Source organism: Micromonospora sp. C95 (assembly GCF_018070465.1).
GTDB lineage: Bacteria > Actinomycetota > Actinomycetes > Mycobacteriales > Micromonosporaceae > Micromonospora.
In genome coordinates this window covers 127,675-143,270 of the sequence record NZ_JAGPXT010000004.1, presented here as the reverse complement: position 1 = coordinate 143,270, position 15,596 = coordinate 127,675, and the positions used below count along the sequence as shown (strand labels likewise).

General features: G+C 70.7%; 12 protein-coding genes and 1 pseudogene. 7 read left to right on the top strand and 6 right to left on the bottom strand.

Features of this window, described 5'->3' with window-relative positions; translation table 11 throughout:
* Positions 1-3 precede the first annotated feature (3 nt).
* Together trpA and trpB are read right to left on the bottom strand one after the other, a co-directional pair.
* Positions 4-804, bottom strand: a complete 801-nt coding sequence (gene trpA, locus KBX00_RS06885) for a tryptophan synthase subunit alpha (protein WP_307868195.1) — start codon at positions 802-804, stop codon at positions 4-6.
* Entirely contained in the window at positions 801-2,000 is a 1,200-nt protein-coding gene (gene trpB / locus KBX00_RS06880; RefSeq protein ID WP_210824391.1) for a tryptophan synthase subunit beta, read from the bottom strand. Before trpB ends, trpA begins: the two co-directional genes overlap by 4 nt.
* Before the next feature lie 279 nt (positions 2,001-2,279).
* Between trpB and KBX00_RS06875 the strand changes: the two genes are divergently transcribed.
* Together KBX00_RS06875 and KBX00_RS06870 are read left to right on the top strand one after the other, a co-directional pair.
* On the top strand, positions 2,280-2,699 hold the full coding sequence (locus KBX00_RS06875) for a hypothetical protein (RefSeq protein ID WP_210824390.1): 420 nt from the start codon (positions 2,280-2,282) through the stop codon (positions 2,697-2,699).
* 206 nt (positions 2,700-2,905) lie between these two features.
* Complete coding sequence (locus KBX00_RS06870) at positions 2,906-3,541, top strand: alpha-ketoglutarate-dependent dioxygenase AlkB (protein ID WP_210824388.1); 636 nt, start codon at positions 2,906-2,908, stop codon at positions 3,539-3,541.
* 97 nt (positions 3,542-3,638) lie between these two features.
* Here the strand turns inward: KBX00_RS06870 and KBX00_RS06865 are convergent.
* From KBX00_RS06865 to KBX00_RS06855, 3 genes and pseudogenes are all read right to left on the bottom strand, one after another.
* Positions 3,639-5,018: pseudogene (locus KBX00_RS06865) on the bottom strand (RICIN domain-containing protein); the annotation flags it as partial.
* A gap of 214 nt (positions 5,019-5,232) precedes the next feature.
* Positions 5,233-7,716, bottom strand: a complete 2,484-nt coding sequence (locus KBX00_RS06860; RefSeq protein ID WP_210824384.1) for a DNA topoisomerase (ATP-hydrolyzing) subunit A — start codon at positions 7,714-7,716, stop codon at positions 5,233-5,235.
* 31 nt (positions 7,717-7,747) lie between these two features.
* Complete coding sequence (locus KBX00_RS06855) at positions 7,748-9,805, bottom strand: type IIA DNA topoisomerase subunit B (protein WP_210824752.1); 2,058 nt, start codon at positions 9,803-9,805, stop codon at positions 7,748-7,750.
* A 339-nt stretch (positions 9,806-10,144) separates the two neighbouring features.
* On the opposite strand from KBX00_RS06855, the gene KBX00_RS06850 reads away from it, so the two are divergent.
* The 5 genes from KBX00_RS06850 (at position 10,145) to KBX00_RS06830 (ending at position 14,647) form a co-directional block, all read left to right on the top strand.
* Entirely contained in the window at positions 10,145-11,401 is a 1,257-nt protein-coding gene (locus KBX00_RS06850) for a hypothetical protein (protein ID WP_210824749.1), read from the top strand.
* 132 nt (positions 11,402-11,533) lie between these two features.
* Positions 11,534-12,379, top strand: coding sequence for an alpha/beta fold hydrolase (locus tag KBX00_RS06845; protein ID WP_301547503.1), 846 nt, complete (start codon positions 11,534-11,536; stop codon positions 12,377-12,379).
* Positions 12,380-12,553: 174 nt separating this feature from the next.
* The gene (locus KBX00_RS06840) at positions 12,554-13,426 is read left to right on the top strand and encodes a sulfotransferase domain-containing protein (protein ID WP_210824380.1); all 873 of its coding nucleotides are present in this window, start codon (positions 12,554-12,556) and stop codon (positions 13,424-13,426) included.
* Positions 13,427-13,531: 105 nt separating this feature from the next.
* Positions 13,532-14,170, top strand: coding sequence for a hypothetical protein (locus KBX00_RS06835; protein WP_210824378.1), 639 nt, complete (start codon positions 13,532-13,534; stop codon positions 14,168-14,170).
* Positions 14,171-14,260: 90 nt separating this feature from the next.
* A complete protein-coding gene (locus KBX00_RS06830; RefSeq protein WP_210824376.1) occupies positions 14,261-14,647 on the top strand; it encodes a hypothetical protein in 387 nt (128 codons plus the stop codon).
* A gap of 19 nt (positions 14,648-14,666) precedes the next feature.
* Here the strand turns inward: KBX00_RS06830 and KBX00_RS06825 are convergent, their stop codons facing one another.
* Positions 14,667-15,560, bottom strand: coding sequence for a DUF72 domain-containing protein (locus KBX00_RS06825; protein ID WP_210824374.1), 894 nt, complete (start codon positions 15,558-15,560; stop codon positions 14,667-14,669).
* Positions 15,561-15,596 lie beyond the last annotated feature (36 nt).

Below are 15,596 nucleotides of genomic sequence, written 5' to 3'. Positions count from 1 at the left end.
CCCCTAACCTCCGGCGTCCGCCGATGTCCGTGCCGGCACGCCGTCCAGCGCTCTGCGCAGTGACCGGACGAATCCGGCGGTCGACGCCGGGTCCGCTCCGTCGAGCAGGCGTCGCATCAGCGCCGCCCCGACGATCACACCGTCGGCGTCCCGCGCCGCGACGGCCGCCTGCGCCGGTGTCGAGATGCCGAATCCCAAGAATACGGGCCGGTCCGTGACGCCCCGCAGGCGCCGCGCCAGTGCGGCGGCCGAGGCGGCGAGTTGCCGGCGTTCACCCGTGGTACCCATCAGGGAGACCGCGTAGACGAAGCCGCGACTGCGCTCGGCGATCTCCCGCAGCCGCAGTGGCGGGGTGGCGGGCGAGGCCAACAACGCGAGGTCGACGTTCGCGGCCCGGGCGGCCGCGCTCGTCGCCCCGGCCTCTTCCAACGGCAGGTCGGGCACGATCAGGCCCTGGACGCCCGCCTCGGCGAGGGCTCGGCAGAACCGGTCCGCGCCACGGCGCAGGGCGAGATTCGCGTACGTGCTGACCACGACCGGCACCTCGATCCGGTTCCTCGACAGGTCGGCGAGGACGCCATCGGTGCTGGCGCCCCGGGCCAGCGCGGCGTCGGACGCCTCCTGGATGGTGACGCCGTCGAGGGTGGGATCGGAGAAGGGGATGCCGACCTCGATCGCGTCGGCCCCGGCGTCGGCGATCGCGCGCAGGTGGTCGGTCCAGTCCGGGGTGACTCCCCCGGTGAGGTAGGGCATGAGCAGCTTGCGGCCACGGTCGCGCCGCAGCCGGGTCTCCAACGTGGTCACCGCGCCTCCTCGTCGCCCAGGTACGCCATGAGGGTCGCGATGTCCTTGTCGCCGCGGCCGGAGAGCGTGACGAGCACGCTGCTGCCGGTGGGCAGGTCGGTGGTGCCGGCCGCCCGGACGACCCAGGCGAGCGCGTGCGCCGACTCGATCGCCGGGACGATGCCCTCGGCGCGGGCCAACCGGACCGCCGCCGCCAGGGCCTCCTGGTCGGTGGCGGTGACGTACTCGGCCCGGCCGAGGTCACGCAGGTGGGCGTGCTCCGGCCCGACTCCCGGGTAGTCCAGGCCCGCCGCGACGGAGTGCGCCTCGCGGATCTGGCCCTGCTCGTCCTGAAGGAACAGCGACTGGAACCCGTGCAGGACGCCGACCTCACCCAGCGCCGCGCCGGCACCGCCCGCCGCCTCGACCCCCACCAGGCGGGCCGGCGTCTCCACGAAGCCGGCGAAGGTGCCGGCGGCGTTGGAGCCACCACCGACGCAGGCGACGACCTGATCCGGTGTGCCGGCCGACAACTGCTCGGCGCACTGGTGTCGCGCCTCCTGGCCGATGACCGCCTGTAGCTCGCGCACCAGCCACGGGTACGGGTGCGGCCCGATCACCGAGCCCACGCAGTAGTAGGCGTCCTCCGTGGCGCTGACCCAGTGGCGCATCGCCTCGCTTGTCGCGTCCTTGAGGGTCCGGCTGCCCGAGCGCACCGGCACGACCTGCGCGCCGAGCAGCCGCATCCGGAACACGTTGTGCGCCTGCCGCTCGATGTCGCGCTCGCCCATGAAGACGGTCACCGGCAGGCCCAGCAGGGCACCGGCGGTGGCGGTGGCGACGCCGTGCATTCCCGCGCCGGTCTCGGCGATCAGCCGCCGCTTGCCCATCCGGCGCGCCAGCAACGCCTGCCCCAGCACATTGTTGATCTTGTGCGAGCCGGTGTGCGTCAGGTCCTCCCGCTTGAGCAGCACCGTCACGCCGAGTTCGGCCGACAGTCGCAGGGCCGGAGTGAGCGGGGTCGGTCGGCCCGCGTACCTCGACAACAGCCAGGCCAGATCGCTGCGGAAGCCCGCATCCGCCCACGCCTCGGTGAAGGCCGCCTCGACCTCCTCGCAGGCGGCTATCAGCGGCTCGGGCACGAACCGGCCACCGTGCCGCCCGAACCGGCCGGCCACCGGCGCGGCGGACGGGTCACGCAGTGCCAGAGCTTCCATGGCGACCTCCAACTGTTCTATAACTCTTGTCTAGAGTTATAGAACAGTTGGCGAGGTGCGCGCAAGGCTTCGCCGGGGCGCCAACGTCTCCTTCGGCTCGCCCCCGCCCACCACTGCACCGCCCACGCGGCGCCGGGGCCAGCCCGGCCACCTGTCGCCGGCAAGCCGTGACTACAGTGACCAGCGCCCAGGTGGATGACCGCCTGTAGACCGTTTCTCGGCGGCTCCCGCGATCCGATCCACCCTCCATCGTGTAGTCACAGAGGAGTACATGTGATCTTGTCTGTACGAAGAGCGGCCCTGTTGATGCCGGCGCTTGCCCTACTGACGTCCGCCGCCCTGGTGGCCCCGATGGCGACGAAGGCGGAAGCAGCGACCTGCGTACGCTCCTGGAGTGCCTCGGCGGGCGACTCGGTCGGGACGGGCCTCGGATTCAGCTACTCCGGATGGCCGGGTGGAAATGCCCGGGTGAAGGCCACGTACAAGATCTCGGGCACGGTCAAGTCGATCCGGGTACGCATGTCGCAGGGCGGCACCAGCACCTACACCACGCTGCTCGGCACCAGGGGCAGCAAGGTCACGAAGGACGTCGCCGTGGGCTATCGCACCAAGGGCAGCGGCACGCTGTGGTTCGAGCCCAGGGGTGACAGCACGACCACCGGTCGCACTCTCTACTCCTTCTGCCTGTACCGGAGCTGATCTTCCGCGCCCGCCAGGACGCGCGGGCGCCGTAGAGACGCAGGATGCTGTGACGCAGCACCGCCGCCGCCAGCACGGTGGCCATGCGGCCGGCGATGACCTCACCGCCGGCCGCATGACCGAGCGCGCTGGTCGCGGCCACCGAGGGATGCAGCAGCCACCAGCCAAGTAGCACTGGTGTGCTAAGTCCCTGCTAGGCTGCGGGCATGTCGCAGACCGCGTACCAGCCGTCGATGCTGGAGGTCACCGACGCGGCGCCCACCCTCGGCCCGCTGGCCGGGCAGCCGCGCCGGCACCCGCTGAGCCGGGGCGCCTGGGTCGACCACCTGCCCGGCTGGGTGCACGGCTCCGACCAGGTGCTCGACGTGCTGCTACGCGAGGTGCCGTGGCGGGCCGAACGACGCACCATGTACGACACCGACGTCGACGTGCCCCGACTGCTCTGCTGGTACGGTGCCGGCCGAGCACTACCGCACCCGGTGCTCACCGCCGCCCGCGCGGCACTGACCCGCCACTACGCCGACGAACTCGGCGAACCCTTCGTCACCGCCGGCATGTGCCTCTACCGCGACGGCCGGGACAGCGTCGCCTGGCACGGCGACACCCAGGGGCGCTCCGCCCACACCGACACCCTGGTCGCCATCGTCTCCTTCGGCTCGCCCCGCCAACTGCTGCTGCGCCCGCGCGGCGGCGGCACCAGCCTTCGTTTTCCGCTCGGTCACGGTGACCTGGTGGTGATGGGCGGCTCCTGCCAGCGCACCTGGGAACACGCGATACCCAAGACCGCCCGCCCGGTCGGCCCCCGGGTCAGCGTCCAGTTCCGCCCAGCCGGCGTCGCCTGACCCACGCCGAGCAGTCACCATCCGTGGCCGGTCCGCCAGCCAATGGACGGCGCGTCGGAGCCCCCGGCCTCGACCGGGGACTCCGACCCTCAACTCAGAACTGCGCGAAGAAGCGCCACACCTCGCCCTTGGTCCAGGTCCTGGCGCCGCTGTCGCCACCGCCGTCGACCGGGCCGGGGGTGTGACCGCCGTCGAACGCCGCCCACTGCACGGAATAGCCGGCGCTGCATCCCGAGTAAACGGTGGTGATGTGCGTCCGGCTGCCCGCCGCCGGCTCCGGCGGGTTCTGCGGGGTGCAGCCGTTGTTGCGGACGAACCTGTCGCGCAACGACCGCCCGCTGGTGATGTTGTCGGAGATGCCGTGGATGCCGAAGTACGCGATCGGCTGGGTACCGCCGCTGCATCCGCTCAACTCCCGGGGAGCGCCGTAGACCGCGACGGCCCGGAAGACGTTCGCGCGGGCACAGGCGAGGGCGTAGCTCATCGCCCCGCCGTAGCTGAACCCGAGAGCGAAGCGCTGCGTCGTGTTGACGCACAGGTCGCCCTCGATCCGACGGATCATGTCGTCGACGAAGGTGACGTCCTCGCCACCGGAGTTGGCCCAGCCGTTGCCGATGCCCTGCGGCGCGACCAGGATCGCGGTGTTGTTCGACTGCTCCTGCTGGCCGTAGTAGGCCCAGGCGGCCCCGTCGGCGCCACCGTAGGCGACATCGCCGGCGGTGCCGCCCCACCAGTGGAACGCGAACATCAACCGGTAGCGGGTGTTGCTGTTGTAGTTGGCGGGGAGCCTCAGGATGAAGCTGCGACTCTGGCCGCCGCTCTGGATGGTGTGCGTACCGTTGCCGAGCGTCGGCGTCCGGCCGCACCCCGCGCCCGGCTCACCGGTCGGTGGTGGCGACGTGGGGCCGCCCCCGCCGACCCGGGCCAGTTGCCACTGCTGGTTGGTGCCGTTCCAGTCGGCGTACTGCACGATGTTCGCGCCATCCGCAGTGGAGGCACCCTGCACCTCAACCACCTTGCCGCTGTGCCGGCTGACCAACCGGACGTGACCACCGTCGGAGTCGGCCAACCGGAACTGCTGATTCGTGCCATTGTGGTCCGACCACTGCACGACAGCCGCGCCGTCGGCGGTCGACGCATTCGACACGTCCAGAACCTTGCCCGAATGCCGCGACTTGAGCCGGTAGTAGCCTCCACCAGAGTCCACGAACTGCCACTGCTGATTCGCGCCGTCATTACGGCTCCACTGACTGATCCGCGCACCGTCGTTGGTCGCCAAGCCGTACACATCCAACGCCTTGCCACTGTTGCGGTTGACCAGCACATACCAGGCGTTGGGATCGACTGTCGCCGCCGCTGCGGGTGCCGCATTGATGGCGACGAGGCTGCCGGCCGCCAGGACAGCCGCACCGACCGCCGCCACGACCGACCATTTCCGACGCCTGGGGGGAGAGGCGGGACGAACCTCACCAATCATTGATCCACTCCTTCGACTAGGACCACGCGCCGTCGGGAGGGACGCGCGTTGTCGCAGGCACCGACGTTGTGGATGGTGGTGTCGACACGTCGGGCCGCCAGCGAGCAAGCCTCAACGTATCGTCGTCATACGTCATACGTCAATGACAGGTGTCGATGGATTGCGGCGCACCGGACGGTCGCGTCCGGCACGCCGCTGTCGAGCAGGCAGCTACCTACTGGCGGTCGATCTGGTGACCCACCACGGCCGGGCCGAGCATGACGGCGAAGCCGGAACCATCGCGACGCGGGTCGGCCGCCGGCAGCTCCACCGCCTCACCGTTCGCCGTCGAGCCCACCGGCCGGGGACCGACCCACCCGACCACCACGTCGGTCTCGCCCCTGAGGAACCGATGCGCCCGCACCCCGCCGGTCGCCCGCCCCTTCGCCGGGTACGCCGACAGCGGCGTCACCTTCACCGTCGCGCCGGTCGAGGTGACCACCATCGGCTCACCGTGCGCCGGATCGTCGGTGCGGACCGCGCCGAAGAACACCACCCGCGCCCCGGACGGCAGGGCGATGCCGGCCATCCCGCCGCCCTTGAGTCCCTGCGGCCGGATCGTCGCGGCACTGAAGCGCAGCAGCGAAGCCGCGCTGGTCAGGAAGGCGAGCGTCTCGGCGCCGTCGACCAGCCAGGTCGCCCCGACCACCTCGTCGCCGTCGCGCAGCCCGATCACCTCGAACTCGTCGGATCGCACCGGCCAGTCCGGGGCGCAGACCTTCACCACGCCCTGCCGGGTACCGAGCGCCAGGCCCGGTGAACCCGCCGCGGCAGCACCCAGCGGCGCCAGGCCGACCACGGTCTCCCCCGGCTCCAGCGGCACCAGCTCGGCGGCGGACATCCCGCCGCGCAACGACACCGTGCCGGCCTGTTCCGGCAACACCGGCAGCGGCAGCACGTCCACCTTGAACGCCCGGCCGGCACTTGTCACCAGCAGCACCCGACCTCGGGCGGTGGAGTGCACCGCGGCGCGTACCGCGTCGTGCTTGACCCGGCCGTGCCGGCGGCGTCCCTCGGCGGCCTCCTCCGACTCGGCCGCGGTACGGGCCACCAACCCGGTGGCCGACAGGATCACCTGGCACGGGTCGTCGGCCACCTCAAGCGGACCGGCCGGCGCGGACGCGGCCAGCACCTCCTTGAGGTCACCGTCGACGAGCGTCGTCCGCCGGGGCGCGGCGAACTGCTTGACCACCGCGGCCAACTCGTCCGAGACGACCTTCTTGAGCACGTTCTCGTCGTCGAGGATGGTCGACAGCTCGACGATCTCGGCCCGCAGCTTCTGCTGCTCGGCCTCCAACTCCAGCCGGTCGTACTTGGTCAGCCGGCGCAGCGGAGTGTCCAGGATGTAGTTGGCCTGGATCTCGGAGAGCTTGAACTGGCGCATCAGGCCACTGCGGGCCGCCTGGGCGTCGTCGCTGCCCCGGATCAGCTTCACCACCTTGTCGATGTCGAGCAGGGCGATCAGCAGGCCGTCGACCAGGTGCAGCCGCTCCTCCCGCTTGCGCTTGCGGTACGCGCTGCGCCGGGTCACCACCTCGTAGCGGTGCGCCAGGAACACCTCAAGCAGCTCCTTGAGCCCCAGGGTGCGCGGTTGCCCGTCGACGAGCACCAGGTTGTTGACACCGAACGAATGCTCCAGCGGGGTCAACCGGTAGAGGTCGGCGAGCAGTGCCTGCGGGTTCACGCCGACCTTGCACTCGATGACCAGCCGGGTGCCGCTCTCCCGGTCGGTGAGGTCCTTGACGTCGGCGATACCGGTGAGCCGCTTGGTCTTGGTCACCTCGTTGGTGATGGCGGCGATGACCTTTTCCGCGCCGATGCCGTACGGCAACTCGACAACCGTGATCGCCTGCCGACCTCTGCTGCCCTCCAGCGGCCCGATCTCCACCTTGCCGCGCATCCGCACCACGCCCCGGCCGGTCTCGTACGCCCGGCGCACCTCGTCCAGGCCGAGCAGCATGCCGCCGGTGGGCAGGTCGGGACCGGGCACGAACTCCATCAGCTTGTCGAGGGTGGCGTTCGGGTGCCGGATCAGCCACCGGGCCGCCGCGACGACCTCGCCCAGGTTGTGCGGGATCATGTTGGTCGCCATCCCGACCGCGATCCCGGCGGCACCGTTCACCAGCAGGTTCGGGAAGGCCGCCGGCAGCACGGTGGGCTGGGTCAGTGAGCCGTCGTAGTTGGGCTCGACATCGACGGTGTCCTCGCCCAGCTCACCGACGAGCAGCATCGCCTCCCGCGACATCCGAGCCTCGGTGTATCTCGCCGCCGCCGGTCCATCGTCCGGGCTCCCAAAATTTCCATGCCCGTCGATGAGTGGGACGTTCAGTGAGAAGTCCTGCGCCAGCCGGACCATCGCGTCGTAGATCGCGCCGTCGCCGTGCGGATGGTACTTGCCCATCGCATCCCCGACGATCCGGGCGGACTTCACGTGCGCCCGGTCCGGGCGGTGGCCCTGCTCGTACATCGACCAGAGGATGCGGCGGTGCACCGGCTTGAGGCCGTCGCGGGCGTCGGGCAGCGCCCGGGAGTGGATGACCGAGAAGGCGTACTCCAGGTAGGAGTCGGACACCTCGGTGGTCAGTGGATTGTCGATGATCCGCGCACCGGCCAGGTCGAACGCGGAATGGTCGACCTTCGTCTCCTTGCGGCGTGCCATGGCTCAGCTTTCCTTCCGAGAGACGCGGTGATCAGGCGTCGATGGCGGCACGGTCGACCCGGTCGGCGGAGTCGATCAGCCAGTTGCGGCGCGGCTCGACCTTCTCCCCCATCAGCAGTTCGAGGATCCGCTCGGCGGCGTCGACGTCGTCCAGGGTGATCCGGCGCACCGCGCGGGTGGCCGGGTTCATGGTGGTCTCCCACAACTCGTCGGCGTCCATCTCGCCGAGGCCCTTGAACCGGGGCACCGGGGTGACGATCTGCTTGCCGGCCTTCTCGAACCGGCGCACCGTCGACTCCATCTCCGCCTGGGTGTAGGTGTAGACGGTCTCCGGGTTGCGCCCCCTGGTCGTGATCTTGTGCAGCGGCGGCATCGCGGCGTAGAGCCGGCCCGCCTCGATCAGCGGTCGCATGTACCGGGCGAAGAGGGTGATCAGCAACGTCCGGATGTGCGCGCCGTCGACATCGGCGTCGGCCATGATGAGCACCCGCCCATAGCGCAGCGCCGACAGGTCGAAGGTGCGCCCCGAGCCGGCACCGAGCACCTGCACGATCGCCGCGCACTCGGCGTTGTCGAGCACCTGCTGAAGGCTGGCCTTCTGCACGTTGAGGATCTTGCCTCGAATCGGAAGAAGTGCCTGATATTCCGCAGAACGGGCAAGTCGACCTGTCCCGAGGGCGGAGTCCCCCTCCACGATGAACAATTCACTCCGGTCGATGCCCGAGGCGCGGCAGTCGACGAGTTTGGCGGGCATGGCCGCGCCTTCGAGGGCGGTCTTGCGGCGGGCCGCGTCCTTCTGCTGCTTCTGGGTGAGGCGTACCCGGGATGCGTCGACGATCTTCTGGAGGACCGTACGCGCCTCGGTGCGCGTCTTGCGGTCGTCCAGCCAGGACTTGAGGTGCTGCTCCACCAGCCCCTGCACGACCTTGGTGATGCCGGCGGTGGAGAGCTCGTCCTTGGTCTGTGAGGTGAACTGCGGCTCGGGCACCCGCACGTGCACCACCGCCGTCATGCCCTCCAGCACGTCGTCCAGGGTTGGCGCGTCCTCCTTGGCCTTGAGCAGGCCCCGGGTGTTGCGTACGGCGTCGGCGAGAGTGCGCGCCAACGCCCGCTCGAAGCCCTTGCGGTGGGTGCCGCCGTGGGCGTTGCGGATGGTGTTGGTGAAGCACTCGACCGTGCGTTCGTAGCCGGTGCCCCAGCGGAAGGCGATCTCGACCTCGGCCCGCCGCTGCACGTTCGACTGCATGACGCCGTTGGCGTCGGCGGCGTTCTCCCGGTACGTGCCCTCGCCGGTGACCAGCAGGGTGCCGGAGACCGGCCGGTCGCCGGCCGGGGCGAGGAACTCCACCATGTCGGTGAGGCCGTTGGGGTAGTGGAAGCGCTCCTCGGTGGATCCTTCCGTGGTGCGGTCGTGCAGGGTGTAGCCGACGCCGGGGACCAGGAAGGCGGTGTGGCGCAGCTTGGCCCGCACGGCGTCGTGGTCGAGGGTGGCGCCGGTCTCGAAGTAGCGGGGGTCGTGCCAGTAGCGGATCGAGGTGCCGGTACGGCGGCCGCGCTTCATGCCGCCGACGACCTGGAGCCCGGGGCCGGGAGTGAACGGCGCGTCGGGACCGTCGCCGTCGAAGACGCCGGGCACCCCGTGCCGGAACGACATGGCGTGCACCTTGCCGCCCCGGCGCACGGTGACGTCGAAGCGGCGGGACAGGGCGTTCACCGCCGAGGCACCCACGCCGTGCAGGCCGCCGGAGGTCTTGTAGCCGGAGCCACCGAACTTGCCGCCGGCGTGCAGGCGGGTGAGCACCAACTCGACGCCGGAGATGCCGGAGCGGGCGTGCACGTCGGTGGGGATACCCCGGCCGTCGTCGTCGACCTGCACCGACCCGTCGGAGTGCAGGATGACCTCGACGCTCGTGGCGTGGCCGGCGACGCCCTCGTCGGTCGAGTTGTCGAGAATCTCGTTGACGAGGTGGCCCACGCCACGGCTGTCGGTGGAGCCGATGTACATGCCGGGCCGCTTGCGGACGGCGTCCAGCCCCTCGAGGTGGGTGAGGTCGTCGGCCCCATACAGGGTGTCAGGCTCTGCGGTCAACTGGTCGTACTCCCCGGTCTCGGCGATGTGCTTCCCCGCGCCGTCGGCGGTCGGCCCGGCCCGGGCACGCCGCAGCGAGCGTAGCCGCACGCCCCGACAACCTGTGCGGACACCCGTCCGGCACGCCGAGGGCCGCTGCTGGCGGACCTGCCGCGGTCAACGCCTCGACGGCCGGCCTTATGCCCGGCGCCGGCACTCGACGCCGGTCGCGGGAGCATCCCTGACCCCGCCGGACCCGCCTGTCACGGTTGTTTCCCACTGTTGACGTTCGTCACACCTGCGTGATCTCATCACCGCACCAGAGGATCTTTCACATTTCTATGAATGGATGGGATGCCGATGTCCGCGTTGCGTCGTACCGCCGCCGCGATGGCCCTGGCCGTCACCGCGGCGACTCTCTCCACCGCCGTCGCGGCCCCCACCGCCTCGGCCGCACCACCCACCGCGGCGGTGGCTCTCGGCGACAGCTTCATCAGCGGCGAGGGCGCCGGCTCCTACCAGCCGGTGGTCGACGTGACCGGTGTGGCGCGGAGCTTCCCAGGGTGGACAGCGCCCAACAGCAACGCCTTCTTCTGCCACCGCTCGGCAAACGCCTCGCTGCACAAGGCGACGCTGCCCGGCATCCAGGACCGGTTCAACCTGGCCTGCTCCGGCGGCCAGCCGCACGACATCGCGGCCGCCTCGTCGGCCCGGACGAACGGCCGCCAGGTCGCCGCCCAACTCGACCAGCTCCGCACGGTCGCCCAGACCCACGACATCGATCTGGTGCTGATCGGGCTCGGCTCGAACAACAGCTCCTTCACTTTCGGCGGGGTCGCCGAGAAGTGCGCCAACCGGTTCATCGCCGACGCCTGGACCGGCTGGTGGGAGTTCTGGGCGTACCTGAACGGTCCGGTGGAGCAGAACCCGTGCAGCGACGCCGACCTGGCCACCCCGGCTCAGATCACCGCCGCCACGTCGGAGACCACCGCGGCCGTACGCCAGATCCTGACCACCCTGCGCGAGGTGGACGCCGACGGTCAGCACCGGGTGGTGTTGCAGGACTACACCAACCCGCTGCCGCTGGACCTGGCCCCCACGTACCACTCCGAGGACAACCGGGACGACACCCGGGACAAGTTCCGCGCGCTGGGCGCCGAGCGGTACGCGGCCGGCTGCCCGATCCACCGGGCCAGCCTCGCTCCCGGTCATCGGTTCTCGCAGGGCCTCGGCACCATCGTGCGCTCCGCCCGGGACACCCTGGCCGCCGAGTTCGCCAATGCCGACCTGGTCTACCTCAACGTGCAGCGCGCCTTCGACGGCGCCCGGCTCTGCGAGAACTCGAACAGCCCGACCGGCACCCTGGCCACCCCGATCCGGCTGATGGACAACCCGCCGAACGGCACCTTCGTCACCAGCCTCTCCGGCAAGGACAAGATCGCCATCCAGCGGATCGCCAACACCTGTGTGAGCTACTTCCAGACCTGCCAGGAGTCGTGGCACCCGAACGCCGCCGGGCACCAGGTGCTGGGCCAGTGCCTGTCCGGCGCGGCCACCACCGGGGCCCGCACGGTGGCCTGCGTACGCTCCGCCAACGGCACGATCGGCGTCTCCTGACCGACCTGACCCCGGCCACGGCGTGCCCCGGAGCCCGGCAGGGTTCCGGGGCACCCGTCGCTCCGGGCGCTCCCGGCGGGGGCGAGCCCCCAGCCATTACCTACCCGCCGGTAACCTGTTGGCGTGAACGCGATGGAGTACCAGCAGGAGTTCGTCCAGGTCGACGGCGCCCGCCTCGGCGTCCAGATCTATCCGGAGCCCATCGGGGTGGTCGACGCCCCGGTGGTGCTGATCGTGCCGGCGATGGGGGTCCGGGCCCGCTACTACCGACCGTTCGCCGCCGCGCTGCGCGCCGCCGGGCTCGCAGTGGTCGTGGCGGACCTGCGCGGCACCGGCGAGAGCACTCCCCGACCGAGCCGGACCTGCCGGTACGGCTACGCCGAGCTGGCCGCCGACATCGGGGCGGTACGCACGGCGCTCAAGCCCCGGCTGGACGGCCGGCGGACCCTGCTGCTGGGGCATTCCCTCGGCGGCCAGGCCGCCGTGCTGCACCTGGCCCTGCACGGCGAGCACGAGGTGGACGGGCTGGCCCTGATCGCGGTCGGCATCCCCTACTGGCGTGACTTCACCGGCCTTCGGCGGTACGGGTTGCTGCCGTACACCCAGGGCATCGCCGCCACGGCCCGGCTGCTCGGGGTCTGGCCCGGGTGGGGCTTCGGTGGCCGGCAGGCACGTGGCGTGATCCGCGACTGGGCGCACACCGCCCGCACCGGAGAATTCCCCGCGTTGGACGGGGTGGACACCGAGGCGGCGGTACACCGGATCCGCACCCCGGTGCTGGCGATCAGCGTCGACGGCGACCAGTACACCCCGCATCCCACGCTGGACCGGCTCTGCGCCAAGCTGACCGCAGCTCCCGTCGAGCGGGAACGCTACGGCGCGCCCGACACCGGCCTGGACCACTTCACCTGGGTACGCGCCAGCGAGCCGCTGGCCGCACGGGTGGCCGACTTCGTCACCGCCCGGCCAGCCCGCTGACGCACCGCCGGCCAGCCGAGAAACTCCACCTCGGGATTGACATTGATAGGACCGTCGGGGATATTCCTAGCGCATTGTCGGCGGCACAGCCCCGGAGGTCTGCGGCCGACCTGACCCAGGCGAGCAGACACCGGATCAACCTCGTCTTGCAGGCACACGGATAAGGTTTGAACGATGATCAATCGAACACTCGATTTCGCCAAGCAGCACGCACCCAATTCGGTACGTGTCGCGGTACGGCGCGCACAGCTCGAAGCCCACAACGCCCGGATGCGGCTGACAGTTCCGGTGGTCGCGCGCTGCGAATACGACAACATCTACCACTGCACGGTGCACAAAACGGGCAGCCAGTGGGTGAAGGCGCTGTTCAGCGACCCCACCGTCTACCGTCACTCCGGCCTGCTGCCGTACGATCCGCGCTTCTACAAGGGCCAACTCAACGACATCCCGCCAGGCCGTGCGGCGTTGGCTGTCTTCCGTTCCTACAAGCGCTTCCAGGCCATTTCGAAATCCGACAACCATCGCGCCTTCTTCGTCATCCGGGATCCCCGCGACATCGTCGTTTCGAGCTACTTCTCGCTACGTAACTCGCATGCCCCGATGGGCGACATTCTGCAGGCTCGGAAAATTTTGCAGGAACAGTCGATGAAGGAAGGGTTGCTGTACACCATCAACCGCCTCTCCGAACGGAACCTGTTCAAGAGCCTCCGGTCGTGGGCGGCTGCGAAGCCGTCGGAGAAATTCCGCCTGTTCCGTTACGAAGCCCTGACCGGCGAGCGGCAGCTCGACGAGGTGGATCAGCTGATGCGGCACTGCGGGATCGCCCTGCCGCCGTCCGAGCTGACGAACCTCCTCGACCGTTACAGCTTCTCCCGGATGCGGAAGGAACAAGAGAACTCGGGCCGGATCTCCCACTACCGGAAGGGTAAGGCCGGCGACTGGCGTAATCACTTCGATGACGAGATCTACGAGGCTTTCACCGCCGCCACCGGCAACCTGGTCGAAATCCTTGGTTACCCGGCGCGTGACCGAGCGACCGACGCCTGAGGCGGGAAGTGCGCCACCCCGACTCACTCACCCCGCCCCAGTCGGGCGATTAGCGGTCCCGAACCTGGGTAAGCCGCTGCGCCCGACACGGGGGAAGGGGACCAGATGTCTGACAGCCACACCGCACTACGTTCGATGCACGACCTGGGCCTGGCGGCCTGGTTCGGCGGCAGCCTGATGGGTGCCTTCGGCGTGAACGGCGCCGCGGCCCGGATCGGTGACTCGACCCAACGACTCTCGGTGGCGTCGACCGGTTGGAACCGGTGGACGCCGGTCAACGCGGCGGCCATCGGCGCTCACCTCGCCGGAGCGGTCGGCGAACTGGTGACCGAGAGCCCGCGCATGGCCGCCCAGGCCGGGGTCGGCCGGGCCAGCACCGTGAAGACCGCGCTGACCGTCAGCGCCCTGGCGGTGACCGGCTACAGCCGACTGCTCGGCATGCGACTGGCCAAGGCCGGCCAGGCGTCGGTCGAGGGGGTCACCGAGCCGAACGGGCAGACCCCGTCGAACGTGGCCTCCTGCCAACGCCAGATGAAGATGCTGCAGTGGGCGATTCCGGCGCTTACCGGCGCCCTGATCGTGGTCACCGCGTACATGGGTGAGCAGCAGAAGCCCGGGCAGGTCCTGCGCGGCATGCTCGGCCGCGTGGGCGGCATCGGGCACGCGTCGAAGACGATGGGCAAGGGCGCCGGCGGGATGGCGGCGGCCCGGGCGATCCGGCAGATGACGATGTCCGGCCGCTGACCGCTGAACCGCACGAACGCCAGCGCACCCACGTGCCGGCCGCCGGTGGCGCGGTTGACCGGCGACCGCGCACCGATCAGCGAGGTGGCCATGACGGACAGGGACAGGCAGGACCGGGCACCCGAGCATGTCGCCCCCTGGGGGACCGCCGACGGCTTCGACGCGGATCCGCCGTGGGGCGCCGGTGAGGACTCCCCGATGGACGAGGGCAGCGAGGAGACCGCCGTGCCCGAGGGCCGACGCGGTGAACGACGCGCGGCCGGCACTCGCGCCGGTGACCCGACGGACCGGCCCGCCGGGCGGCACGGGTTCGGCTCGGTGGAGCCGACCCGTACGCCGGTGGCCGGGCCCGGGGCACCGCCGGACCCGGCGCCCGCACGGCGCAGCTTCCCGGACGACTCGGCCGACGGGGACCTGCCGGACAACGCGCTGGAGGAGGCGACCGGGATGCACCCGGAGGGGACCTGGCGAGGGTGAGCGCCCCCTCGGCGTCCGGTCAGGACGGTACGGCCCGCCGGTCGGCCCGGTCGAGCAGGCCGGCCAGCTGTTCCGCGTCGCGTTGGGCCTGACCGGCGCAGCAGTTGTTGAACAGCACGTGCAACTCGTCGGCCTGCCCGGCGAGGTCGATCAGCAGCTCGGACCAGCGGCGCAGTTCCTCGTCGCCGTAGGCGTACCGGAACCGGTTCTCCTTGTCGCCGCTGGTCCAGGCGCTGCTGTGGCCGTGGAACCGGATCATCGCCAGATCGGCGGTGGCGATCGGGATCGGCGGCACCGAGTCCGGGTGGCCCTGCGGCATGTCCACGCAGCAGAAGGTCAGCCGCTGCTCGCGCAGGAAGGCCAGCGTCTCCAGCGCCGCCGCCCCGTCGAACCAGGAGGCGTGCCGCAGCTCGACGGCGACCCGCCACGGCCGGCACCGCGACGCCAGCTCCGCGATCCGTCGGCGGGCCGCCTCGCCACGGGCCAGCCACGGCGGGAACTGCAACAGCACCGCGCCGAGCCGGTCGGCCGCCGCGATCGGCGCCAGCGCCGCCCGGAACCGGTTCCACAACTCGTCGTACGTGGCCGCCGGCAGGTCACGCCGCCGGATCCGAGCGGAACCGCCGGCCGGGCGCAGGTCGGCGGGCAGGGTGGCCACCGGGGTCGGGTGACCGGTGAAGAGGCTGAACGCCTTGACGTTGAAGGTGAACCCGTCGGGGGTGGCGTCGACCCAGCCCTGCGCGGTCTCCGGCGCGGGCACCGCGTAGTACGACGTGTCCACCTCGACCAGGCCGAACCGATCGGCGTAGTGGCGCAGTCGACCGGCCGGTGTGTTGGCCCGGCGCGGGTACCAGCCGGAACGGACGAGCGTCCGGTCCGCCCACGAGGACGTGCCCACCTTGATGACACCCATGTAGTTCAGTGGACCGCCGAACGGGCCGATCGGCAA